Source organism: Leptospira barantonii, assembly GCF_002811925.1.
Taxonomy (GTDB): Bacteria; Spirochaetota; Leptospiria; order Leptospirales; family Leptospiraceae; genus Leptospira; species Leptospira barantonii.
The window spans coordinates 40,746-64,071 of sequence record NZ_NPDS01000002.1 but is presented as its reverse complement, the minus strand read 5'-3'; the positions used below and the strand labels follow the sequence as shown (position 1 = coordinate 64,071).

The 23,326-nt window shown below is 46.0% G+C and carries 23 protein-coding genes and 1 tRNA gene; 6 read left to right on the top strand and 18 right to left on the bottom strand.

Translation table 11 applies throughout. The features are described 5' to 3' along the window. Positions 1–10: 10 nt before the first annotated feature. The 3 genes from CH367_RS04995 to CH367_RS04985 are packed head-to-tail and all read right to left on the bottom strand — an operon-like array spanning position 11 to position 1,487. Positions 11–706, bottom strand: a complete 696-nt coding sequence (locus tag CH367_RS04995; RefSeq protein WP_100761416.1) for an RsmD family RNA methyltransferase — start codon at positions 704–706, stop codon at positions 11–13. Further along, positions 703–1,290: a hypothetical protein gene (locus CH367_RS04990; RefSeq protein WP_100761415.1), complete on the bottom strand. Its 588-nt coding sequence runs from the start codon at positions 1,288–1,290 to the stop codon at positions 703–705. The genes CH367_RS04995 and CH367_RS04990 overlap by 4 nt, the downstream gene beginning before the upstream one ends. After that, positions 1,287–1,487: a hypothetical protein gene (locus CH367_RS04985; RefSeq protein ID WP_100761414.1), complete on the bottom strand. Its 201-nt coding sequence runs from the start codon at positions 1,485–1,487 to the stop codon at positions 1,287–1,289. The genes CH367_RS04990 and CH367_RS04985 overlap by 4 nt, the downstream gene beginning before the upstream one ends. Positions 1,488–1,593: 106 nt before the next feature. On the opposite strand from CH367_RS04985, the gene CH367_RS04980 reads away from it, so the two are divergent. From CH367_RS04980 to CH367_RS04965, 4 genes are read left to right on the top strand one after another with little or no spacing between them, the layout of a single operon-like run. Beyond that, on the top strand, positions 1,594–2,598 hold the full coding sequence (locus CH367_RS04980; RefSeq protein ID WP_100761413.1) for a hypothetical protein: 1,005 nt from the start codon (positions 1,594–1,596) through the stop codon (positions 2,596–2,598). A gap of 21 nt (positions 2,599–2,619) precedes the next feature. Beyond that, positions 2,620–3,051: an LIC12806 family lipoprotein gene (locus CH367_RS04975; RefSeq protein WP_100761412.1), complete on the top strand. Its 432-nt coding sequence runs from the start codon at positions 2,620–2,622 to the stop codon at positions 3,049–3,051. A 48-nt stretch (positions 3,052–3,099) separates the two neighbouring features. Further along, on the top strand, positions 3,100–3,801 hold the full coding sequence (locus tag CH367_RS04970; protein WP_100761411.1) for a response regulator: 702 nt from the start codon (positions 3,100–3,102) through the stop codon (positions 3,799–3,801). Positions 3,802–3,811: 10 nt separating this feature from the next. Further along, positions 3,812–5,662 (top strand): sensor histidine kinase, encoded by a 1,851-nt coding sequence (locus CH367_RS04965; RefSeq protein ID WP_100761410.1) that lies wholly within the window; start codon positions 3,812–3,814, stop codon positions 5,660–5,662. A 100-nt stretch (positions 5,663–5,762) separates the two neighbouring features. Here CH367_RS04965 and CH367_RS04960 read toward each other — a convergent pair whose 3' ends face one another. The 6 genes from CH367_RS04960 to CH367_RS04935 form a co-directional block, all read right to left on the bottom strand. Continuing rightward, the gene (locus tag CH367_RS04960; RefSeq protein WP_100762046.1) at positions 5,763–9,581 is read right to left on the bottom strand and encodes an Ig-like domain-containing protein; all 3,819 of its coding nucleotides are present in this window, start codon (positions 9,579–9,581) and stop codon (positions 5,763–5,765) included. Between the two features lie 353 nt (positions 9,582–9,934). Next, entirely contained in the window at positions 9,935–10,702 is a 768-nt protein-coding gene (locus CH367_RS04955; RefSeq protein WP_100761409.1) for a hypothetical protein, read from the bottom strand. Between the two features lie 6 nt (positions 10,703–10,708). Further along, positions 10,709–11,623, bottom strand: coding sequence for an energy transducer TonB (locus CH367_RS04950; protein ID WP_100761408.1), 915 nt, complete (start codon positions 11,621–11,623; stop codon positions 10,709–10,711). Beyond that, positions 11,598–12,623, bottom strand: a complete 1,026-nt coding sequence (ruvB, locus tag CH367_RS04945) for a Holliday junction branch migration DNA helicase RuvB (protein ID WP_100761407.1) — start codon at positions 12,621–12,623, stop codon at positions 11,598–11,600. Before ruvB ends, CH367_RS04950 begins: the two co-directional genes overlap by 26 nt. After that, positions 12,624–13,784: a S1C family serine protease gene (locus CH367_RS04940; RefSeq protein WP_100761406.1), complete on the bottom strand. Its 1,161-nt coding sequence runs from the start codon at positions 13,782–13,784 to the stop codon at positions 12,624–12,626. Positions 13,785–14,001: 217 nt separating this feature from the next. Continuing rightward, the gene (locus CH367_RS04935) at positions 14,002–14,697 is read right to left on the bottom strand and encodes a trypsin-like peptidase domain-containing protein (protein ID WP_100762045.1); all 696 of its coding nucleotides are present in this window, start codon (positions 14,695–14,697) and stop codon (positions 14,002–14,004) included. A gap of 66 nt (positions 14,698–14,763) precedes the next feature. Between CH367_RS04935 and tmk the strand changes: the two genes are divergently transcribed. Next, positions 14,764–15,372, top strand: coding sequence for a dTMP kinase (tmk, locus tag CH367_RS04930; RefSeq protein ID WP_100761405.1), 609 nt, complete (start codon positions 14,764–14,766; stop codon positions 15,370–15,372). A gap of 16 nt (positions 15,373–15,388) precedes the next feature. On the opposite strand, the gene CH367_RS04925 is transcribed toward tmk, so the two are convergent. Then, on the bottom strand, positions 15,389–15,775 hold the full coding sequence (locus CH367_RS04925) for an LIC10421/LIC12816 family protein (RefSeq protein ID WP_100762044.1): 387 nt from the start codon (positions 15,773–15,775) through the stop codon (positions 15,389–15,391). A gap of 129 nt (positions 15,776–15,904) precedes the next feature. On the opposite strand from CH367_RS04925, the gene CH367_RS04920 reads away from it, so the two are divergent. Then, positions 15,905–15,976, top strand: a tRNA-Arg gene (locus CH367_RS04920). Between the two features lie 353 nt (positions 15,977–16,329). Here the strand turns inward: CH367_RS04920 and CH367_RS04915 are convergent. The 8 genes from CH367_RS04915 to CH367_RS04880 all read right to left on the bottom strand — a co-directional run bounded on the left by CH367_RS04915 (position 16,330) and on the right by CH367_RS04880 (position 23,310). After that, positions 16,330–17,136, bottom strand: a complete 807-nt coding sequence (locus tag CH367_RS04915) for a DUF1444 family protein (protein WP_165783221.1) — start codon at positions 17,134–17,136, stop codon at positions 16,330–16,332. Between the two features lie 114 nt (positions 17,137–17,250). After that, complete coding sequence (locus tag CH367_RS04910; RefSeq protein WP_100761403.1) at positions 17,251–17,718, bottom strand: SRPBCC family protein; 468 nt, start codon at positions 17,716–17,718, stop codon at positions 17,251–17,253. 58 nt (positions 17,719–17,776) lie between these two features. Continuing rightward, positions 17,777–18,250, bottom strand: a complete 474-nt coding sequence (locus tag CH367_RS04905) for an SRPBCC family protein (RefSeq protein ID WP_100761402.1) — start codon at positions 18,248–18,250, stop codon at positions 17,777–17,779. Beyond that, positions 18,213–18,593 carry an ArsR/SmtB family transcription factor gene (locus CH367_RS04900; protein ID WP_100761401.1) on the bottom strand — a complete coding sequence of 127 codons (381 nt, stop codon included), beginning with the start codon at positions 18,591–18,593 and terminating at the stop codon, positions 18,213–18,215. Before CH367_RS04900 ends, CH367_RS04905 begins: the two co-directional genes overlap by 38 nt. A gap of 106 nt (positions 18,594–18,699) precedes the next feature. Further along, on the bottom strand, positions 18,700–19,155 hold the full coding sequence (locus tag CH367_RS04895; protein ID WP_100761400.1) for an SRPBCC family protein: 456 nt from the start codon (positions 19,153–19,155) through the stop codon (positions 18,700–18,702). 66 nt (positions 19,156–19,221) lie between these two features. Then, positions 19,222–19,878 (bottom strand): ankyrin repeat domain-containing protein, encoded by a 657-nt coding sequence (locus CH367_RS04890; protein ID WP_100762043.1) that lies wholly within the window; start codon positions 19,876–19,878, stop codon positions 19,222–19,224. A 122-nt stretch (positions 19,879–20,000) separates the two neighbouring features. Continuing rightward, entirely contained in the window at positions 20,001–21,164 is a 1,164-nt protein-coding gene (locus tag CH367_RS04885) for a YncE family protein (protein WP_100761399.1), read from the bottom strand. Between the two features lies 1 nt (position 21,165). Then, positions 21,166–23,310 (bottom strand): TonB-dependent receptor plug domain-containing protein, encoded by a 2,145-nt coding sequence (locus CH367_RS04880; RefSeq protein ID WP_100761398.1) that lies wholly within the window; start codon positions 23,308–23,310, stop codon positions 21,166–21,168. Positions 23,311–23,326: the final 16 nt, after the last annotated feature.

Here is a 23,326-nt window from a genome sequence, read left to right as displayed (position 1 = left end):
GAAGAACGTTTCAGTTAGAATCTTCCGACGGCCCGTTCGACGAAGGATTCGAAGAATTTTCTTCCACCGACGATTCTTCCTCGTCTTCATCGTCCACCGAACCGTCCGAATCAAACCGGGATAAATCCGATTCTTCTCCGGTAAGACCGTTGATTTTGAAGGTCAAAAAATTCTTACCAAACTTACGAGTTTGAAAATCGGACCAATGAGGATCCACAGGAGATTGAATCAAAACCGCGACGGTCGTGTTGTCGCTTAACAAAGAATCCAAAAGAGTTTTAATCTTCTCGCTCTTCTTGTCCCAAAAAGAATACGGTGGATCTAAAAAGTAAACCTTCGATTTTTCGGGGATGTCGAGTTTATCATAAAAACGGAATACGTCTTTTCTATAGATCGTGGTGTTGTCTCCGAACTTTGAAAACAGTTTTCGAAGACTGTCCGAACGTTCCCAAGCGAGTTCGTATAAAACGACTCTTCCGAATCCTCGGCTGACCGCTTCCAATCCCATTTGTCCCGAACCCGCGAAGAAGTCGATGAACGCCGATTCTTCCGTAGCCAATCTTCCCTTTAATACCAAGGAACCGATGATGTCGAAGACCGATTTTTTGAGAACCGCGGGAGTGAAGTTCGTATTCCCCGCAACGGCAGGAGGTGTTTCGATCGACTTACCCTTGAGTTTTCCGGTTTGCACTTTGAGTAATTTCACGTCTGCGCCTCCAATTTTTTTTCCAAACTGAGTTCCAATATTCGAATCTTCTTGATCAACTTTTCGGTGGACCTGGATTCCTTGAGTTTGGTAAGAATCCTTTTCGATTCCGAAAACTTTCCCGCCTCGTACAATATGCAGGCGTATGTGTAAAGACCTTCCGCATAACGCACCGAAGACGATCCGTGTTCGGTGAAAATTTTTCCCCAGAAGATCCCGGAAGATTCGTCCTCCAATACCAGACAACGTTCCAGAAACAAAAACACCGAGTTGTAAAAGATTCCCGGATGAGAATCCTTCTTTTCGTAGATGCTTCTTAACGTTTTATCGATCTCTTCCGGATCTTTTTCCGCGGCGGTGTACAAAAGAAGAATTCTATAATCCACTTCCTCCTTGCGGAGTGCGGTCCTGGAAACCTTTACTAAAGTATCATAGTTTCCTTTTTTATAAAAATCATAAACGTCGCTGAAATCGGTCGAGAGGATCGGACTTTGAAAGATGAATGTATAAAGAATGAATGCAAACCCGAAAAGCCGGATAGCGGAATTCTCAAGGAATCGCCGAACCGGCCGGGTATTTTTCAAAGTTCGATTACTGCAGAGGAACCGCACATCGGACAAATCGCCCCTTCCGGACCGTAGTCTTCCGCTTCGTAGGCGTCCTCTTCCCAACGGTGATCGCAATCTTCACAGGCAAACGTTAAAACTTCTTCATCGGAGCCTTCCTCTCCGTCTCCGGTTTCCACTTCAAAATCTTCGTCAAAATCGTAATCGTAAGGCATAGAATCCAACGGAATCAGGGGTGCCCTCAGTGTCAAGTTTTAGGGGCCGAAGCGACTCCAAAAAATACGTGAACCCTGAATAGGCGGGTAAAAACTAGGACGAAGTATGCTGTATCAATCCGGCCTGAAAAGTTACAAAAAGAAAACCAGTTATAAACCTTATATCTTCACCGTTCTAATTTTGATCTTAGGCGGCATGGGATTTTTTTTCCGGCAAGACGTTAAGAATCTGTTCGCGGGCGATCGAAAAATTCTTCTTGAAAAGGAAAGAAAGAACATTCAACAGCAGATTCTTTCCGGAAATCTCGAAGAAGGTTCCGTAAAAAATTTTCAGAGCGCGGCCAAGGATTACGTTACCGCCAATCCGTCCGACGAACTCGGATATTTTTATTCCGCATTAGGAAATTATGATTTGTTTTTGCTCAACGGATTCTCCTTCGATTCGGGAACTCTCGTAAAACTCGCCTATTCGGGGTTCAACGATTTTCTAAAAGAGGACGGATCTTATCTTCCGATTTTGGAAGAGATGTATCGTAACGCGCTTCGCGCGAAGGCGATCGATCCCGCGATGATCGAAAACCCGGACAACGAAGTGATGATTGCGTTCGGCGAAACGGTAAAACAACATCTTTCCAGAAAATCCCTGACCGGTCTTTTGACTTCCATTCCTTACGACAAAATCAGTCCCGAGTTTAAGATCGGTTATACTTGGATCGCGATCTTAGGCGCGTCCTTGTCCGGCGATACGGAATTTTTAAAACGAAATCTCGCAAGTCCGGAGTCGAGCGGATCGATTCTTCTAACAGACAGGGAATCGAATTTTTTAATCGGACTTTCCGAGTTCAGAGCGGGTCAATACGTTTCCTCTTTGAATTTTATCCGAAAGGTAAGAAACGAAAACGAGGACTTCATCACGACCGGTTCTTGGATTTTGGAGGCGAAAATTTTCAGACTTCAAAACCTACACGCGAAATCGATCACGATCTTAGAGGAACTTTATCCGAAAGCGGAAGACAGAAGACCCGAGATCATAAAACTCGCGAAGGAAATCATCGAAGAAAAACCGACTCTCAAAACCAAACTCAACTTGGAACAGGAATCGGATCAGTAGATCCTTCGAAAGATTTTTAAAATGTTAAACGAAGTGAACGTTTTATTCTTACGGAGAATTTGCAAAAAATCTTATACGATTTTGGGCGCGCCTCTTTTTGCGATTTGGATCGTATCCTGCGGACTGAAACCGGTTCCTCCCCCGGAAGGAAGATTCTGCGACATTTGGCATAAACCGATTGAATGTTTAGAACTGGATTTCAGAAAAGGAATCGCCGATCTGGGCCAGGGAAAGGTCCCGATGCAAATGAAAAGTGTAGTCGCCTATCAAGTCGAAATCGAAAACAAACAGATCGTATTCGTGGAAGTTCTTCACGAACACAGGGTCAGAATCACCTTCCCCGGAAAAGAACCCAGAATGTATGTCAAGAGTAAGGAGAAAGGAGATCGCAAACGCAGATGGGAAAAGGCAAAGGAAGAATGGAATGAATACTTTAAATCGAGCAATCCATAGATAGAAAAATTAATTTACCGCCCTAAAGCGATACGAAAAATCAGGCCGATGGTTCGGCAAACAACACAAACGGAAACCAAGTCTCCTTATCTGGTTTCCATCGTTGAAGACAATCGTCATACGGCCCTCAATCTTCAAGAACTACTGAGCAATTCCCCGGATTTCCGATTTCTAAAACACTATTCGAATTCGCAAAAAGCGATCGATTCTCTTCCCGAAGAAGCGCCGGACATCGTCATTCTCGACATAGGATTGCCCGGAAAAAACGGACTCGAATGTCTAAAGGAACTCAAGGAAAAAACGCCTAACACCAAATATGTGATCTTCACGGTGTTCGAAGACGAGGAAAAAATCGTGGAAGCGATCCAAGGCGGCGCTTCCGGTTATCTATTGAAGGATACCTCGCCCGAGTTATTTTTGGCGGAACTCAAAGTCATCGTACTCGGGGGCGCGCCCTTAACCGCAAGAATCGCGGACAAGATCATACGCGAATTCGCAAAAAAAGAAGAAACCAAAAATCCTCCGATCGTAAACACTCTCGGACTTACCGAAAGAGAATTACAAATTTTGAATTTTGTGGCGCTCGGGATGACCTTTCCCGATATCGCCGAAGAACTGGACATCTCCAGTCATACCGTTAGTCGACACATCGAAAAAATCTACAAAAAGATGGAAGTTCATTCCAGATCGGAAGCGATCATTCGCGGAAGAAGAATGGGAATCATACGAGACATACCCGGTTATCCGTAATACGACTCCCATGAAAAGAATTCTATTTTATACTTTCTTAATATTGGTCTGGTTTTTGGCCGCGTGCTCTCCAACCGTCGGCTCCAAGGACAGACCCAACGCGAAAAACGGAGTCATCGATCTCAGAAATTTCAATCTCAACGAAAATGGAACGACCCTCGACGGAAACTGGGAATTCTATTGGAAACAAATCGCGAATGGAAGTTCGAAGATCGCGGACGCGACCCCTTCTTACGTTCCGGTTCCGGGGATCTGGAGAGACTACGATAAAAATTTCACACTCGAAGGTTATGCGACTTACCGTTTGCGCGTGTTATGCGACTGGAAACGCCCCAATCTCAAGATAAGAATTCCGAGACTTCCCGGCGTTTACGACGTCTACTTCGATAATCATAAGGTTTATTCCAACGGTTTTACCGGAACCGATTCCTTGGATACGGTATTCGTCGCACATCCTTTGATCACGAGCGTCGTCCTACCTTCGGGAGATTTTTATATCACCGTGGTCGTATCGAACTTCAAAGGAAATCATCTGAAAGGAGGAATCCGAAAATCCTTTCGGATCGGAAACGCCGACTCGATCGATTCCGAAGAACGCAAAGAAGAATGGTTCGAAATCATTCTAATCGTCGTCATATTCTCCTTCGGAATCTATCATATCGTATTCTTTTTCTCTTATAGAAAGGATCCGGTTCCTTTGTATTTCGCGGCGTTTTGTTTTTTGGTTTCGGGTTATTCCTTCATCACTTCCGGAATTCAATACATGGCCTTGCCGACCCTTTCTTTGAACCTAAGAATTCGAATCGAATTCTTCTGCGAGGTCGCATTCTTTCCCGCTTCTTATATGATGTTGAAGAACATGTTTCCGATCCAGTTCAACCTGCGATGGATGCACTTCGCGATCGGCACGAGCATCGTTTTCTTTTTGGGAATTTTCATCTTAAACGAACACGATCTGGTTACGTTTTATTCCAAGTTTATGTATCTCCCTCCCGTCTACGGAACCGTTTTGATCCTAGGAACGATAAACGCGTTTCGAGCGAAAGAACCGAGAGCGAAAACGATTCTTCTCACCGGTTTCGTATTGGCGTTTACGATGATGAACGACGTATTCTACGGCTTATACGAAATCTACTTTTTATTCCCTTACAGCTTTCCGTTCGGACTCGTCACGTTTGTCGTATTAAATTCCTACATTCTTTCTTCGAGATTTGCGGAAGACTTGGAAAGAGCCAAGGAGTTCGCACAACTTCAGATCAAATACAACGAACAACTTAAGTTTCAAGCTCAGGAAAGAACGAGAATCGCGTCGGACATCCACGATTCCATCGGCTCCGAACTGACCGCGATTCTTTTCGAATTGGAATCCAAAGACAAAAACGATTCCACGTTGATCAAGCTCAAATCCGAAGTGAGCCATCTCATCTCGAACGTAAGGGATATCGTTTTTCTAATGCACCATCAGGGAACCAATAAGGAACTCGTGGAAGACGTGATCCGTCGTTACGGAGAAAGAATCGGAGGAACCGGAACCATCCGTGTGGAAACGCACGTGGAGGACGTTTCGGATCTGATTCATCTGGATCAATGTCTTCACGTTCAAAAAATTTTTCTGGAAGTAATGTCCAATATACTCAGACATTCCGAAGCGAAGAATATTAGAATTTCATGGAATGAAGAAGGGAAAAATCTAATCCTCAAAGTGATCGATGACGGAAAAAAATTCAAGATCGACGCGGAAAAATCTTCCGGGATCGGACTCGGAAGCATTCGAATGCGATCGGAAAAACTGGGAGCGACCTACGATTTCAATTCCAAAAATTCCGAAAACTCATTCGTTCTATACGTTCCGATTTCTTAATTCTTAAAGAATCGGATAAAATATTAAAATATCATAAAATACCGTAGAATTCGGTTTCACTCCAATAATTTTTTCTCGGAGTGAAGCCGAATTCTCTGATTTAGAGACCGGAACCGAATTCGTTCGTATTCGCTCCCGTTCCCCCGATCCCGCCTAACAATCCGGAGCCGAGAATGATGCTGGATGCGGCGGCGATATTGTTGGTGATCGGTGTGGCTCCTCCCACAGAATGAAGAACACGAACCGAGTTGCCCGAACCGCCGAGGATCAGATCCACAAGACCGTCTCCGTTGATATCTCCGCTTGAAAGAGCGCGACCGGGGCTTGGCACCCCCGGCGCTCCGGCGTAACTTCCGGAATATCCGATGAAAAACCCTCCGCCTGCGATCGTAATATCGGCCGCATTCGTATCCGCAGTCGCTCCGATACCAATCCCGGGAGTCATAAATATCTGAACCGCATTCGGATTTACGGAAGAAAATGCAATGTCTGCTTTTCCATCCGAATTCAAATCGCTCACAACGATGGAAGAACCGATCGATTGTGTGTTGACTACTCCGTTGAGAACTCGATTAGCCGCTCCAATGTTTAAGTTTCCGATTCCTCCGGCTCCGCCCGAGACAAAAATCACGATTCTTCCTTCTACGTTGCTAGGACCGGGAACTGCGCTAGTCTGTATAAAGTATGGTGCGCTTCCTACGAGATCGTAAAAACCGTCGCCGCTGACATCCCCCAGTGCGACAAAGGCTCCGAACAAACCGGGTCCGCCCGGAATTCCCGGAGTGACGTTTGTATTTCCCGTATTGTTTGTAAGCGTATTCGGTGCGGCCGCAGTCAAACCCGCGGGCGTTGAACCGTAGTATATGTAAATTCTTCCCCAATCATCTCCGAAACCTCCGCTATTGAAACCGGGAGAACCCACGACGAGATCATCGGAAAAACCTCCTCCCGCATTTCCGTTTATATTTCCCATAGCAAGGGAATACCCGAATCGATCCCCGGTTGCGGCTCCGGTTTTAAAAGCGCTCGCTCCGGCTCCGGCGGCATTCACCGTTGCGTTTGTTATCCCTGCTCCTCCGGCAGAATGGAAAACATAAAGTCTTCCCGTAGACGTATTGTAACCCGGCGCACCTACTACTACGTCGGCGAATCCGTCCCCATTGATATCTCCAGCCGCAAGTCCGTCTCCGAACTGATCCGCATTGACATTTCCGTTGAGAATCGTGTTTGCAAAACCGGAGAAAGACGTGCTCACACCCGCGTTTCCGGAAGAATGAAAGATATAAACTCGACCGACAGCACCGGGCACAGGAGGAGTTGAACCTACGATTACGTCCGCATATCCGTCCCCGTTGACATCACCCGTTGCTACGGTTTTCCCGAATCGATTCGCCGCGCTTCCGGCGATCACACGACTTGCAAAGACCGCGTTAGTCGTCGTTATCCCAGCAGTTCCGGAAGAATGGAAAATATAAACAAGACCTTGTCCGTATTCCGCGGTCACCACATCTACGTAACCGTCTCCGTTGATATCCTTGTTCGTACCTTTTCGTATATTTGTTACAACTCCGGAAGTTGTGGAAAGATTCGAACTGTCCGTCACTCGCACCGAAACGTTGTGTTGTGTATTGGGCAACCAGGCATTCGGACCGGTAGCAGGAATCGGATATTTCCAAGAAGTGGTTCCGACCATTCCGGCCGAAGTAAATCCGTTTCCGTCGATGTTAATTTCAACACTCGCGATCCCTCTTGCATCGGTCGCGGTTCCGATGATAAATCCGGATTCTAAAGTGCTGTTGGTCCTCACGTTTTGAATGTTTAACGTCGGCGGTGTTACATCCGCCGCTAATCCGGTCGTAAACGTCCAGCTGAACGCAGGAGCGGGAGGAACGGAAGCGATCGGATTTCCGACCAAATCCTTTACCGTTACGATGCTGGCCGTATACGTAGTTCCCGCGCCTAAAGGAGTCATTGCGTTCGGAACGAAGGTGGCCGTAGCGCCGGAACAATTCACGGTGCCTCCGATTCCATTATCGACCGTAAAATTCAACGTGGAACAATCTATGGTTTCGCTAAAGGAAACCGTAATATTCGAATTGGTTGCTACTCCCGTCGCAGTCGGCACCGGGCTTACGAGAGAAACTTGAGGAGGAATCGCATCGGCCGCCGCGCCCGTAGTGATGGTCCAGATATAATTCGCAACCAAAGCATTGTTGGAACTGTCCGTCACCGTATTTGCAATTTTTATTGTATAAGCGGTATTGAATGCTAATGGCGCGATAGGCGTAATCGTGGAAGTGTTTCCATTGCAGTTTATATTGATCGGAACTACGGTAGCGGGTGTTAAAGGGTCGTCGTCTAAGGTAATTCCTCCCAAAACGGTCCCGCAGTTCATCGTTTCGCTGAACGCGACGCTGATACCGCCGTTGACGGGAACGCCTAACGTGGCGTTCGCGGGTGTCACAAAAGCGACCGTAGGCGGGGTAACGTCCGGTCCTGCACCGGTTCTAAAGTCCCAAGATATCGGGACGAGAGGATTATTGGATGCATCCAAGGCTCCGGCATTGACCTCAACCGTATAAAGAGTATTGAAAGCGAGCGTAGGATTGATCAACGGATCGGGAATCCAAGTGGCGGAAGTTCCAAAACAGTTTACGCTTCCCGTTAAATATACTCCAGGCGTTGCTTGCAATCTCAATCGGAAAGAGGCCGCGTTTACGGAAACACAGGACATCGCTTCGCTGAAAACGATCGTAGGATTGATATTGATTCCAACCCCGATCGCGTTTGCCGTCGGAACTGTATACGTAACCGTAGGCTGAGTCGAATCCGCCGCAGGTCCGGTCGTAAACGTCCAAGGAGCAACCACCCCGATCGAATTTCCAAATAGATCGGTAACCGCATTGGAAATGGCTACCGTATAAGTCGTATTGAACGCTAACGGAGCCGTCGGAATAATGGATGCGGTAGATCCAGAACAATTGACGGTTACGGCAACCGTTCCGGGAAGAAGAGGATTATCGTCTAAAGTAAGATTTCCCGCGATCGTTCCGCAATGGATCGGTTCGCTAAACGCAACGCTTACCGCAGAATTCGTCGAAGTTCCTTGATCGTTCGCAGTCGGAGAAGTGAAAGAAACGGTCGGCGGTACAATGTCCGGACCCGCCCCGGTCGTAAAGGTCCAGCTCTGCGGTCCAGGAAGCGGATTGTTGGCGAGATCTTTCATCGCAGTGGACATATCCACTCGAAATAACGTATTCGCGGCCAAGGGATTGACGGGGGTCAAAGTTGCACTCGGACCCAAACAAGTTACGTTAACCGCTTCCGGAACGTTGGTCGCATTATTTTTCAAAGTCCAAGTGGTATTGTCCACCGTTGTACAATCCATCGTTTCCGTAAAAGCGATTTGGATCGAAGTATTGTTCGGAACCAAAGCCGCTCCTGTGCCGGGGGTTCTCAAAGATAAAGCGGGAGCCACCGCATCCACTACGCTCTCCGTAGTAAAATTCCAAGTAAGATCCTCTTTCAAAGCGATCCCGGTTGCGGACGTAATTTCTTTAGCAATTGTCACCGAGTAGATTGTTGAAGCAGTGAGTAAAGAATTTGGAGTAAACACCGCGGCCGTTTCGCTCAACGTAAAATTTCCCGGAATTAAAGTGCCGTTTTGTTTGAGTTGAAACGTAGACGAGGTAACGGAGGAAGGATCGATAGAGGCGCTAAACGCGACTTGAATCGCGGTATTTAGCGAGACTTGCGTCACTCCGGATCCGGGAGTGATTTGTGAAACCGAAAACGGATTCGATTTATTGCTTAAATCCAGATAAGCGAGAAAGGGCAAACTGCTCTTGCTTCCGTTTACACAACTTAGGCTTGCTACTGCGAATAGAAAAACTAAAATAATTTTTGTGATCGTTTGCAACTGGATCCTCCAACAAAAGCCGGGCTTTCTTTCTTGATTGCCGGCATTCGTCGAATAGATTAACAGAACGATCGTGCGTTCGCACCCCATCCTATAATCTGAAGGCTCCGATGGGGTTCTATCCGAACCTACGCGGATGTCTTAAAAGATTCTTCAAGATACTAATACGAAAACTTTACCATAAAAGAATCCAATTAAGTAGATCGCCTTAATTGCTGTAAAAGTGGTCCGTAAGAATTCCCAAAGAATGAAACATAGAAATTCCTTTATATTATAAAAAGAATCGTACAGCTTGGGTCGGTGAGTAAATTTTGACTCAAGGTCGGAGTAGCAAAACACATTAGGCGAAACAATCAATCCGAATTGGACTGGTTGCTTCTGGCTTCCACCTCGATCGGACCGGAAAGAACGGAAATCGTCACCGACTTGATCGAAGGATCGAACCGATGAAGTTCATTCAATTTCGCGAGCAAATCCCGAAACAAAAAAAGAACAAGTCTGGAATTGACGCTACCGGAAGCGGAATCGAAAGTATGTTTCCAAAAAGTTCTCGGCTCATTTATGTCCCAGTCATGCGGATAAAAAAGTTTTTTGGAGCGGATCGTAAAGGACTCCAAAAGCGCGGAAATCGCTTCTTGATTGTGGGAAGCCGCGACTTTCAACTCGATTTCGAACCAATTGTAATAACCAAGCTCGGGACGATTCAAAATTTCCCGGTAACCGTTCACGGGAAAGGAAATACGGGAAAGCGCCCTTTCAAAAAGAATCTGCCGAAACCATACGGTCAAAAGAATCAAAGGAAACAAAAGAGCGATGATCTTTACGGTCGGAGAAGCGAAGAAGTATGGCAAAAGACAGAGGACGTAAAACGAGGGCAAACCCATCAAAAGAAGAAATATGATAAAAGTGTAATTTACGATCCAAAGATCAGCGAGCATAAATCGAAAGTATCTTTTGAGACCGATCCAGAAGGAAGTTCCGGCGAGAAATCCGAAAAAATGCGTTAGGCGCTCTTTCAATCGTTCCATTCTTTCTTGGCGGGATCGACTGCGGAGAATTTCGGAACGTTCCTCTTCTTTAAGACGTTCTTTTTCCTGAATCGCTTTTTTTACGGGGTCCACAATCGACTAACGACGCATCATCGGAAAGATAAAGTTGATCCCGAAGATCATTCCCTGCGCCTTGACCTCTTCCGGAACCTTTCCGAAATTCTGACCGCGGATGGAATCCATACAAGCCTGACTCACCACATCCTGTCCCTGAGTAGACACGAGTTTCACGTCCAAAACCTGACCACCCTCGCTGAGCATAAAAAGAACTTTGACTTGCCCCGGAAGAATTCCTTCGCGAACTACGGTGCCCGCCATATCACGATAGGCGAAATTGCCTCCGCCCGGAGGTGCGAAACTTCCTTCGATCTGCTTCAACATACGTTTGAAGTATTCGTAACCCGCGAGTTTTTTTCTCGGAATCGAAAGCGCTTGGTTACCGTCCCAACGAAACAAGAAATCCTGTTCGAATCGATAGTTGAACGGGATCTTCGTCATTCTTCCGTAGGTTTGAGAACTTTGTTTTGTTTCTTCCGTGGTCGTGGTTTGAACCGGATCGATTTTATAAATCCCGACTTCGAAAGCCTTCTCGTCGTTTTTCTCTTTGGCTTCCTGCTTCTGAGCCTCGGAAGGTCTTCGAGCCATACTGCCCATAACGAATTCACGGAACGGACTCGCGGAATGAAACCCTTCCTTCTTCGTGATTCCTCCGGCTCCGGCGGCGTCCACATTGGAAAGGGCTTTGTACTCGTCCTTGATATTCTTATCCACGAAGTCTTGTTCAAGAAGAACCTCGTAGATCTTTTCCTTTTCCTCGTTGCTTTCCATCTTAACCATGGGTTCGCTACCGAGAATTTTCCAGAGCATATTGCGTGTGAGTAAGTGTGCGGTAAAAAAAGACGCGAGCGCTAAAACGAGAAACGAGGCATAGATCAACCTCTTGTCGTCTTCGGGGATTCCGGAATATTCAGAATAAAGTCGGGTCTTGTCCATGGTTTCCGGAAAAATCTTCCATTCGCTTCAATTGCCGATACGCCTTTTCGGTTGCGACTCGACCGGCGGGAGTTCTGTTGATGAGACCGATCCGAACCATAAAGGATTCGTACGTGTCCTCGATGGTTTTTTCTTCCTCTCCGACAACAACCGCGATCGCTTTCAGACCTACGGGTCCGCCTTTGTATCGATCGATCATACAACCGAGTATCTGTCTATCCATAACATCCAGTCCCAGGTCGTCAATCCCCATCTTTTCAAAGGCCTTCATACAAAGATCCTTTTTCACGGAAGAATGACCGTCAACCTCGCTGAAGTCGCGGATTCTTTTTAAAAGATGATTGGCGATTCGAGGAGTTTTGCGAGAACGTTTTCCGATTTCCAAGGCCGCGTCGTCTTCGATGGAAACGCCGAGAATTTTGGAGGAACGCAGAACGATTTCCTTCATCTCTTCGTCGCCGTAGTAATCGAGACGAAGTTGAATTCCGAAACGGCTTTTGAGAGGTTCGCTGATGAGCCCGCTTCTTGTAGTCGCGCCCACAAGAGTAAACGGTTTCAAAGGAATCTGAACCATCTGCGCGGTGACCCCTTCGCCGATTACGAGATCGATCATATAATTCTCCATCGCCGGATAAAGAATCTCTTCGAGTTTTTTGTGAAGTGTATGAATCTCGTCTATAAAAAGAATTTCATTCTCCCCCATACTCGTAAGAAGACGAGCCAGATCCGCACCCTTGGTAATTACGGGAGCGGATGTGATCGTAAGTCTGGTTCCGAGTTCGTTGGAAATGATTCCGGCCAAAGTAGTTTTACCAAGACCGGGAGGACCGGAGATGAGAACGTGATCGAGCGCGCGTTTTCGATTCTTAGCGGCTTGAACGTAAACGCTTAGGTTATCAAGAACTTCTTTCTGGCCTATAAACTCGGAAAGAAGAGAAGGACGTAAGCCCGACTCTTCTTCGAATTCTTCTTCAGGATTGAGTGTGTGGGATTTGGACAATCAGTTCGGTCTTTCTTTGAGTTGGATCGAAATTCTGGAAACGTTTCCCTGACGTAGAATCGTAACCGTGATACGATCTCCGGGTTTGCTTTTTTCCACGGTGCTGACGACTTCTTCCGGTGTATTGATTTTGGTTCCCGAAATTTCCGTGATCACATCCATCAATTGAATTCCGGCTCGATCCGCCGGAGAACCGTTCACGATTTCTACGACAACCGCACCACCCGTAATTTTCAAGTGTTTGGCGTCTTCTTCTTGAAGATAATCCACTCGAATACCAAGTAAAGGTTTCGCGGGACGTTTGACCTTACCGGTGGTTTTTAACTCTTCCATGATCGCCTTTGCTTCGTTAATCGGAATGGCGAATCCGATTCCTACCGAACCGCCGCTTTGCGAAGCGATCATACGATTGATACCGATCACTCGACCGTTGATGTCGAGAAGCGGTCCTCCGGAATTTCCTTGGTTGATGGAAGCGTCCGTTTGTAGATAATGAACGCCGCTGTTATCGATTCCGGTTCTACCCACGGCGCTTACGATTCCCGCGGTCAAAGATTGTTCGTAACCGAGAGGAGCGCCGATTGCAATCGCCCAATCCCCCACTTTCACAGCGGAAGAATCTCCGAGTTCGATCGGAATCAATTCCGTATCCGGTTTGATTTTTAAAAGAGCCAAGTCGATCACCGCATCGGAACCTACGAGTTCCGCGTTGTATGTCTTACCGGTTTTCAAACGAACGGTAAGTTTATCCATGGAGCGAACTACGTGTTCGTTGGTAAGAATATAACCTTGCGTATTGAGAATGATACCCGAACCGAGACCGGTTTGTTTTTGTTTCATCACCCTTCCGCCTTGAGCCTGACCTCTTCCGAAAAATTGGTCGAAGAACGGATCGCCGAAGGGATGAACCGGAACGTTTTGAATTCTTTCGGTCGCGATGGAAACCACACTCGGAGAAGCGGTTTGATAAACTTCTTCGAAGGCTTGTTGAATCGTGATCGCTTGACGAGTCGCCGCGCTCGGCTCCTTGTCGCCCTTCGCGTTCAGAAACAAGGGACTGTTCTGACCGGTTCCGCAAAACATCACGGGAGATAAAAATGCGCCTAGTAGAAGTGAAACGCTAACGACCGCAACATACTTCAGTTTTTCCATGTTTTTCATTGAATTCTATCCCTTTGAAAACGAATTTCCGATCGTACCTGAAAGGATCGACTCGCTTCTCCGACTGTCAAGTTGGATTTGGAAGCAAGTCTCATGAAGGCATACATCGGTTTAAGAATTGGATTGGGACGAAAGGGAGAATCCTTCCGTCTTCGACTTTTAGACCGTTCCATCCGGAAAGAGTTTCCAATTAAATCGTACAAAACGAAGAACGATCTTAAGCGGAAGTTTTCACTTTGGATTTCGATTTGGCCTCTCGGTTTTTTCGAATCTGAATTTTTAGATTGATGTATTTCAGAATCGCGGCCTCTCCCCTTTGGTGAGTGTAGTAATCCAACTTCTCGACGGGAACGATATCCTCGTCCGGAGTTACTTGCAAAATCGCTAAATCGATTCTTTTATCCATACCGATGACGATCGCTTCGTATGCTTTGCCCGATTTCACCTTAACCACAAGATGATCGTGCGATTTGATCACGTGTGCGTTGGTGAGAATGTAACCTTGTTTATTGAAAACGATTCCGTTGCCGAGAGTAACCAAAATCTTTTCGGAAAGATGACCTCCCTTGTGATGAATCGCCGAGGACTTAACGGTCTTTTCGGTGAAAATGGAAACCGAACTCGCGGAAGAAGTGGGATAGACCTCTTCGAAAACGTGATGAACTCGGATCTTGTCCTTGGAATGAAGTTTGGAAGATTTGGGATCGATCGGAATTTCTTCCAAACCGAGTTCGCGCTCCAGCTCCTGTTCGGGGTCGAGATTAGCGGCCTGCGTCTGAGTCGAAACGGACGAGGAACAAAAATCAAAAAAGAATTCGAGGATAAGAATCAAAAGGAGAAATTTCAGAATCGAAAATTTATATTTCATAGTGGAAGTTTTTTCGTTGGATTCTTCCCTTCCGAAAGAATCCATGTAGGTAATAGAAGAATGATTTCTCAAAAATTCTTCCCTGTCAAGAATTGAATTGGAAACCTCGGAATGAAGAACAAAAAACCTTTCTTTATCGTGTTTGAAGGAATCGACGGAAGCGGCAAATCCACACTTTGCAAATCCATGACCGAAAAACTTTCCGCGCGGGGAATTTCCTCCGTCGGTTTCACCGAACCGACGAACTTGGAAACCGGAAAGTATCTCAGAAAATTCTTGAGGGGAGAAATCGAACTCGGCAGAAAGGAACAGATCGAAGCGTTCTTAAACGATCGGGAAGAATCGTTGAAACAAAACATTCTTCCTTCTCTTGAATCCGGTAAGAACGTTTTACTCGATCGATATATGTATTCCACCGCGGCGTATCAAAGCGGAGAGGACTTATCACCCGAAACGATTTTGGAAAAGAATTTGGAAAGAAATTTCAAAACGCCGGACGTTTTGTTTTATCTGGATTTAAAACCCGAGATCGCACTCGAAAGACTGGAAAGAAGAAAGGAAGACAAGGAAAGATTCGAAACACTATCCCAACTTCAAAAAATCCATTCCGCTTATGAGAGAATTCTTCCCAAAGAAACGATTCGTATCGACGGAGAAAAAGGTCCTGATCAAATCGTTTCGGAATGTCTGGAGATTCTTTTGAAAAGAATCGAAAACTAAATTAGAATTTTTGAATTTAGTGGCTTTCGATTTGGAATTCTTTGAGAGCCGCTTCGTGACGATCGGCTTGACGATCCAAAGAATCCGCCATTTTGTAAAGTTTTTCTTTGCGGACTTTCGCCTGAAGAAACTTTTCACCGTGAGAAAGCTGAGCCAATTCTCTGAGTTCGGCGGCTCTGGTTCTTTTCGCAACCGCGGTCGCTCTGAGATAATTCGCGATCGCTTGTTTTTGGCCGGGAGTTACCGCACTTTCCAGAAGAGCCTTTTCTAAAAGTCTCTCTTCTTCCTCTTCACTGACGCTAAATGCCGGGGAAAGAATCCCTAATACCAAAACGAAAATAAATACGGAAACAATTTTACGAAGGGACAGAACTCCCCCCTCTTTCAGAAACGAAACCTTCATCTCAACCTCTATCTTTAGGAAGACGATTTCAGACCCGATTCCTTTTTCAAGGACTTTCCTATCCCATAAGTCGGTCTTCAGGATTTGCATTTGACAGCCCGAGCCTCTTCAAAAGACTCACTTGTAAACGTATCTATAGCTCAACGGATAGAGTACAGGCCTCCGGAGCCTGGGGTCCGGGTTCGAGTCCCGGTAGATACATTGCGCCCCATAAGAAGCAAAGAAATCCAACTGCAATCGATATCGGACTCGAAGCGAGAACTTGAAAGCGTTCATAGCGCCCCGTAGGAAGCGTAATGAACGCGACCGAGCGACAGGATGTAGCGAGGCAAGTTCGAGACGCCGTGGAGCAAACTCTTTCAGGATGAAAGAGTGCGTAACGGCGAGTCCCGGTAGATACATGTCGAGCGATCCATAGAGAGCGAGACAACTTGAGGTAGCGAAGCACTACCGAAAGTTCTCAACGAAGTTGAGAAATCCCTGCGACCAAACTGCACCCGCAACGCTTCCCAATCGTGCGTAACGGCGAGTCCAACACCTTCTTCTCCCCTTCCTCACTTCCCCCGAATCCCTTCCTTATTCCCCACAAAAACCTCTTTCGAAATCGAATAGGCTCCAGACTGAAAGTCCAAATCGACCTGTTCCGCCAAACCTTTCTTCACGTCCTGGGGCAAGGACCTACTCCAACAGATTAGAAAATCACGTTTTGGTAATGCGAATTCAAAGTCGTTTCCCAATCGTTTTGCGATTCGTTCCCTGAGCTTGGGCAAAAGAATCCGCGAAGCGTCATACGAATCCTGCATACGGATTGCAAGAATTCCGGAGTTCACTTTTAGGAACTTCACGTTTCGACTGATCCGATCCAAGTTATCGACCGCGTTTCGAAAGAGCTCCTCTTCCGAAACGTTCCAAGAAGTTTGATTTTCTTCCAGAACGTATCGATAGCCTTCCTTATAGTTCAAAACATACGAAACGACTAAGTCGCTTCCGAAAATTCTTCCTGAAAAGATTCGATTCTCTTTTGCGTATTCTTGACGAATGATTTGAGGCATGAGAATCGTTTTGGCCTTTTCCCAAGACAACGCGGACTTAGGTTGATCCTCGGCCATTCGAATCGATTTTTCGAAATGATTGAAAATCAATTCCTCATCGTTGCCGGTCGAAGTTTGATACAGTCTATATAAATTCGATAAACTATATTCAATTTCATTTATATATACGGCAGTTTTGTCGTCGGCTTTGCGAATTTTGGTTTGAGGAAGGCGTTTTGCCAAAACGGTTATGACGAGACTTTGAAATTCTTTTTCATCGAGTTTGTTTTTCGATTCCGCGTCCAGTGCAACGCAGAGGAAGAGAATCAAGAAAACAAAAATTCGGATTTTTCTCATAACGTTCAAAGTAAGAAACACATTCTAAATTTTGAATACAACCGCGCGACGTTTTCTTAAACGCCGCGCGTATTTCTCTATGATCTTTCAATTCAGATCGTCGATCTTAAAATCGTTCGGAGCCGGTTGGCCCTTCCCCGCTTCCACAAGACTTTTTAAACTGAGAAGAAACACCGCCCATTTCATACTGCAATGCGCCGTAAAATCGCTTTCGTTCTTCCAATCTTGATGACGAAAATGAATCAAAGTGATCGGTTCTCCCTTCGGAGTGTTCGCGGCGCTCAATTGAAAATCGATCTGAGAACCGATCCAATCTTCAGGACCGGTTGTACATTCCCAAAGAACTCGATCGGGAATTTGTTCCTTCACTTTCATTTCGATTCCCGCGATTCCGAAATCAAAATAAATCGATTCACCCGCTTTGGAATATCCCCCCGCGAACGTTCCTCCGACTTGTTCGGTCCACCAACCCGCAAGACCCGCTTGTGTCGTAAGCGCGCGTAAGACCTCCGTAGCCCCCGCGCGAATTCCGATCTTGTGATAGATTCCGTTCATATATTTTTCTCTCCTGCTTCGTTGCTTTTTTACTTTGTTCAATCCATAAAGACTCGATTTACTTTTGAGATTTTTGCCATCGTTCCAATCCCTCAAGAATACTCGTCCAACCGTAGGTATGCGATTTGATTTCCTCGTCGTTCTCAAGACGTTCGTGAACCAACGTTATGAGCGTTTGCGGTTTTGAATTCTTACTTTGGGAAGAATTTTTCATGTCGCTTAACAATTCGGTAAAAGTAACGGTGACCAACGTGTCTCTCCATTCGGTCGCTTCCGATCTCCAAGTGAAAACGAGTTTAACGGGTTCTTCGATAACATGATATTCTCCTTCGTGAGGAAGAATTTTTCCGTCAAGATGCATGTTGATCAAAAACTTACCGCCCGGTTTCGGATCCATGGTCACGGTTCCAATCGTGATTTCTTCGTCCGGTAAAAACCAACTCGAGAATGCGTCCGCGTTCAACCAGGCTTTGAACAATCGAGTCGGTTCCGCGTTAATTTTTTTTTCTACTCTTAGAACTTCCGTGATCATGATCTTGTTCCTCTATAAAAGATTCCAGTTTGTCGAGTTTGTTTGTCCAAAACTCCCGATGATACGCAAGCCATTCGGAAGCTTCGTCAAGAGTTCGATTTTGAAGTTTCAAACGAAAACTGCGGCCGTCTTCGGGATCTCGAATCTTTTGTACAAGTCCGGCTCCCGTAAGCACGTCGATATGTTTGGCCACGCCCGCAAATGACATGGAAAAAGGTTCTGCGAGTTCCGAGATCGTCAAAGGACGTTTTCGCAAACGCGCGAGCATCTTTCTTCTTGAGCTGTCGGAAAGGGCCGCAAAGACCCGATCCAGTTTTTGTTCCTTATTTAACAATCCAACCATTTAGTTGAATATTTTTCCTCGGAACAAGGACTGTCAATTATTAAACCGTTTTGTTGAATAAATTATTTCGGGAGGTCTGAGTTTAAAAAAGGGGAGAATTTACCGTTTAGCCGGTTTCGCAGAGAGTCTTTAAGGCTTTCAAAGCGCGGGGCCACATGTCTTGGAACATTTCTTTGTATTCTTCCGCGATCTGCATCTCCACGGTCAGCTTTGTGTTTCCTTTCGATTCTTCTTGAAAGGTGTAGTTTTCAAAGGAAGGCGCCCATTGTTTGACCGCTTCGCTTTCGGTATCGACGACTCCGTTTACGATCAAACCCACATGGAGAATGGAAATGAATTGATTCGGAATATTCTCCTGAACCTTGCTGAACATTCCTTGAAGATTTCCGTCGTCGTCGGGCCCGACAAAACGGATTTCCGTTCCCTTTTCCCAAGTTCCTTCGTAATAAGAACCCTCGTGAAATTCTTTGGTCCAGATCCGATACGTTTTATCCTCGAGCATCTTGTTCCAAACCGTCTTTACGTCGGCGTGGATGGAAATGTTGAAACTGATGGTCTCCATATTCAATTCTCCTTAAGTCGAAACAATGTTTATCTTTGTCGCACCTGCGTCAACCGGAATGTCGAATCAAACTTCCAGAGCCTTGGCTTCGACCGCATTCCCTTTTTCTAATGCGATTTCGTAAGGAGTTTGTTCATCGGAACTCATTCTCTTTTTGTCCGCGCCTTTTTTTAAAAGAAGTTGAATGATTTCGATACTTCCGGACCTACTCGCGGCGATATGTAAGGGTGTGATCGCGCCCGGATTTTGAAGAGCGTTCGCATCCGCTCCTTTTTCCAGAAGAATTTCCACGATCGATTTTTTTCCGGTGGCTACCGCGGAATGCAAAGCCGTGTTCCCATAGGAAAGTTTACTCTTGGACGTAAGACTCAAATCCGCTCCGGCCGAAACCAAAAATTTTACGATCTCCAGATGACCGAAGTAAGCCGCGAGATGTAAGGCGGACCAACCGTCTTGGGAAAGAGTATTGATCGTTTCGTGAGAAGCGGCGACAATGCGTTTTGTTTCTTCCAAATCGCCGAGAGCCGCGGCTTCAAAAAGATTCCGATTCGTACTCAGCTCGTAAATCTCTTTAGAAATATCTAATTTTCCGTAATAAACGGAAAATAAAATCGGAGTGATCCCTTCTTCCGTTACACATTGAAAAAGACCGGGATCTCTTTTTAGAAGACCGATCACTTTGGCCGTTTGCCCGCTTGCTATCGCCTGAAAGATTTCCTGCATAGAGATCACCGTCGCTTTTTGAGAGAGGATTAAATCCCGTTTTTGAAAAAAATTCAAGAGAATTCTTGATTCGAATTTCATAAAACGATTCGAAAGAACGACGCTGCGCGAGAGGGAAAAGTTTATTTCAATTCGATAATATCGTACGGCTGAAGATCCACCGAGATCGGATTCGGAGTCAAAAGCGCGTTCCCCCGTTCCGTATCGAACATGGTCACACCCGGCTGTTGAAACTGAGTGTTCCCCACATATAAAATCTTATCCGAGGCAAGAAGAATGCTCGAAAGACTCGCGTCATAACTCGAAGGAATGGTGAGAAGAGTGGAAATTTTTTCTCCGGAACTCGGATTGAACACCTGCAAGGTTTTTGTAAAACCCGCGTCTAAAACGGAAACGTAACCCACCGAATCCGATTTTATCTGAACCGTAAGAATATCCCCGCCGGCTACGGTTTCCGAATAAAGAAAACGAGAAACAAAAGAACGTGTTGATAAGCGAAATGCGCTCACTCCTCCGTCGATCTGACTCTGAAAACCCATTCTCGCGGGAGTTGCGACCACAAGATGCGGTTCTCCGAAAAGATCCACGAGCTGTGGTTTGCTCACGGGATTGGAACTCGGAAACGTATAATTTCCCACAACCTTATCCGTCCTGATGTCGATCTCCAACAACAACGAAGTCGTGTTAGGTGGAAAATATCCGGAAGGATCGTTTCGATCCAATCTTTCCAAACAAACAAAAAGAGAATCGCCCACGATCTTCAAACCGTTCATCTCGGGAATTCCGTCCGGAGCGCCGCCGGTCGAAAACGTTTCGGCATAACCTCCGAGATCGATCGAACCCGTGATCGTCAAATACGTCGGATCTACGATCAACAAACGATTGGAACCGTAAAGACTCACGTACGCTTTGGACGCGCTCGCAAATTCCATGTCGACCGGATTCACTTTTAAACCGAGGGAAAGTTCAGCGATGGTCACAAAACCGTAGTTAGGTTCCAAAACTTGAATGCTGTCCCGATTGAGTCTGTTTAAAACGTAGACCCTTCCGAGTCCAAAACGCGCCACGGCGTCCGAATGAATCGGAGTCAAACCCGGATAACTGTAAAGAAGAGAAGGATTGACTACCTTAAACCGTCCGCCCCCGCCGAAATCGGTCGTAACGACTCCGATGTTTCCGGGAGAATTCTGGGTCAAAAGAAGACTTAAAAAAGAAGGTCTTTCAATGTCTCTGCAAAACACATTCAAAAAAAAGAATAAAATAATAATCTTAAGTTTTGATCTCATTTCAAAACCTCATGCTCAAAGTGGCATACCAGCTTCTTCCCGGAAGCGGATAACCGATCAGGTCCGAGACTCTTTTATCCGTAAAATTCTTCACTTCGAAGGTGAGAAGAAATTCTTTCGAAGGAGCGGATTCTTTCGGATTGCCCGAGGCGTCCTTCGTAAACTCTCCGGGCTCGGAATAAAGAACCCAGGTGAAAAAATAATTCCAGATCTGTCTCGCGGGAATGTAATTGATGTATTCGTTCGTTCTATCCCGAAACACCGCGCCTATATACAAAAGTTCGATCCCGGTTTCCAATCGTTTTCCCTTCCAGGAAAGAGTGCTCGAAAACTCATGTCTCGGTCTTAAGGGAAGAATTTTCCCGTGCAGATACGGAGACGAAGAATTGTTGATCGCCTCTTGATACGTATAGTTGAACAAAAACTTAATCCCGTATTTCCAATCCTCTCTATGAGAAAATTCTAATCCTCTAATTCTCGCCGAGTCCACATTCTCCGGTCTTAAGGTGAACTGAGAGTTCGGAAGAAACAAGATCATATCCTTGATGTCTTTTGAAAAATATGAAACGCTCGTTTTCGTTTTCAGGAAAGAATGATCCGACTTCATGACAAAACCCGCGTCACCGTTTCCGCTTTGTTCCGGTTTCAGATTCGGATTGGCGATGATACTTCCCTGTTCGCCGAACATTTCCAAGAAAGAAGGAATTCTATACTGTTTCGAAACGTTCGCTTGAAACTGAAGATCCCAGGTTTCCTTTTCGAACAACTTCCATACAAAACCGAATTTAGGATTTGTGAATGCGGTTTTTTTCTGATCGCTCGCAAGAGGATCCTGTCTTCGATACCAGGGCTCTTCCGAAGGAAAACGATCCTTGTAATGATCCCAGGTCACGGAGGGAATCAAAAGAACTTTCGCGTTCCAAAGCCTCACCTCGTCCTCCAATCGAAAGGAAGAATAGGTACGCTCTTTGAGAGGTTCCACTCTTCCTATAACATTGGACGGAGTCAGCCTCTCTCGATCGAAGGATTCTTTTTCCAAGGAAGCAAACCCGCGAATGATCTGGTAATAATCCGTAAGATACAAAGTCGGCATCACTTGAATTCCGGTCTGACGAATCTCCGCTCTCGCGTTCGGCGTTCCTTTGGAAAACTCCGAACCCGGATCGAAAAGATCGTCCTTGGCCGCGGTATAAAAACTTCTCGTTTCCAATCGAAAGGAATCGGTGAACAAACCCTTCGTGTCCGTCGCAAACGAACCGGTATATCGATCGTATTTTCTGTGAACCTGATTGGTTTGATTGGAACCCGGTCCGGGAAGTCCGTGGATTCTATGATTGAAGTCGTTTAACAATTTGAGTTCGGTTTTTCCGATCTGGTATTTCAGAGTTCCGAACAATGCGGCCCTTTCAAATGCGGCGTTTTTTCTTCTGTCGATCGTGTCGTCTAACGTGTTTAATACGACCGTGCCGTGATCGTTTTTAAAGGAGAAATTCTGATCCGATTTTTCCCCGAGCGCCAAAAAGCTGGCTCCGATTCCGTTGTAGGTCCCGGTATGCGAAACGCTCGCCTTTCCCGTGTTAAACGAACCACCGCCCAGATTGATCCGAGTGCGCGGCTTTCCCGAATCCTTTCTCGTAACCAAGTTGACCGAACCTCCGATCGCGGAACCGGAAAATCCGATCGGATTCCCAGATCTATAAACTTCCACACTTTCCAAGCTATCGAAAGGAAGATCGGCGAGATTGACTTCTCCGCCCTGGGAGTTGTTCAACGGAATTCCGTCCAAGTAGATTCTGGATTGATTCGGATTCGTTCCTCGAATCGAAAGAGTGGAATAAGAACCCAAACCTCCGAAGGACCGGACGCGAAGCCCGGCTTCTCTTTCCAAAACCTCCGGCAAAGACGTATAACGCGCCGAAGTTTCGTCGAGTTTGATCGCGGATTGAAAACCGCTCGGATTGGATCTGAAATTTTGGGAACCGGAATCGGAAACCTTTCCGACAACTTGAACCGTTTCCGCTTTTTGTGTAGGTTCGGTCGTTACGGAATTCTTATTACGATCGTCCTGCGCGGATAAACCCCGGATGATAAGGAGAAACAGGAAAAAAGAATATTCTAATCTTCGAATGTATTTTTTGGGTGCCATTCTCAAACCCGACCTT

Excerpts from the sequence above, each read along its gene's own strand:
- CH367_RS04980 (WP_100761413.1), top strand. The coding sequence starts at position 1,594 with ATGCTGTATCAATCCGGCCTGAAAAGTTACAAAAAGAAAACCAGTTAT.
- CH367_RS04940 (WP_100761406.1), bottom strand. The coding sequence starts at position 13,784 with ATGAAAAACATGGAAAAACTGAAGTATGTTGCGGTCGTTAGCGTTTCA.
- CH367_RS04895 (WP_100761400.1), bottom strand. The coding sequence starts at position 19,155 with ATGGAGACCATCAGTTTCAACATTTCCATCCACGCCGACGTAAAGACG.
- CH367_RS04900 (WP_100761401.1), bottom strand. The coding sequence starts at position 18,593 with ATGGTTGGATTGTTAAATAAGGAACAAAAACTGGATCGGGTCTTTGCG.
- CH367_RS04890 (WP_100762043.1), bottom strand. The coding sequence starts at position 19,878 with ATGCAGGAAATCTTTCAGGCGATAGCAAGCGGGCAAACGGCCAAAGTG.
- CH367_RS04935 (WP_100762045.1), bottom strand. The coding sequence starts at position 14,697 with ATGGATTCTTTCGGAAGGGAAGAATCCAACGAAAAAACTTCCACTATG.
- CH367_RS04885 (WP_100761399.1), bottom strand. The coding sequence starts at position 21,164 with ATGAGATCAAAACTTAAGATTATTATTTTATTCTTTTTTTTGAATGTG.
- CH367_RS04880 (WP_100761398.1), bottom strand. The coding sequence starts at position 23,310 with ATGGCACCCAAAAAATACATTCGAAGATTAGAATATTCTTTTTTCCTG.
- CH367_RS04910 (WP_100761403.1), bottom strand. The coding sequence starts at position 17,718 with ATGAACGGAATCTATCACAAGATCGGAATTCGCGCGGGGGCTACGGAG.
- CH367_RS04970 (WP_100761411.1), top strand. The coding sequence starts at position 3,100 with ATGGTTCGGCAAACAACACAAACGGAAACCAAGTCTCCTTATCTGGTT.
- CH367_RS04925 (WP_100762044.1), bottom strand. The coding sequence starts at position 15,775 with ATGAAGGTTTCGTTTCTGAAAGAGGGGGGAGTTCTGTCCCTTCGTAAA.
- CH367_RS04985 (WP_100761414.1), bottom strand. The coding sequence starts at position 1,487 with ATGCCTTACGATTACGATTTTGACGAAGATTTTGAAGTGGAAACCGGA.
- CH367_RS04975 (WP_100761412.1), top strand. The coding sequence starts at position 2,620 with ATGTTAAACGAAGTGAACGTTTTATTCTTACGGAGAATTTGCAAAAAA.
- CH367_RS04965 (WP_100761410.1), top strand. The coding sequence starts at position 3,812 with ATGAAAAGAATTCTATTTTATACTTTCTTAATATTGGTCTGGTTTTTG.
- tmk (WP_100761405.1), top strand. The coding sequence starts at position 14,764 with ATGAAGAACAAAAAACCTTTCTTTATCGTGTTTGAAGGAATCGACGGA.
- CH367_RS04905 (WP_100761402.1), bottom strand. The coding sequence starts at position 18,250 with ATGATCACGGAAGTTCTAAGAGTAGAAAAAAAAATTAACGCGGAACCG.
- CH367_RS04950 (WP_100761408.1), bottom strand. The coding sequence starts at position 11,623 with ATGGACAAGACCCGACTTTATTCTGAATATTCCGGAATCCCCGAAGAC.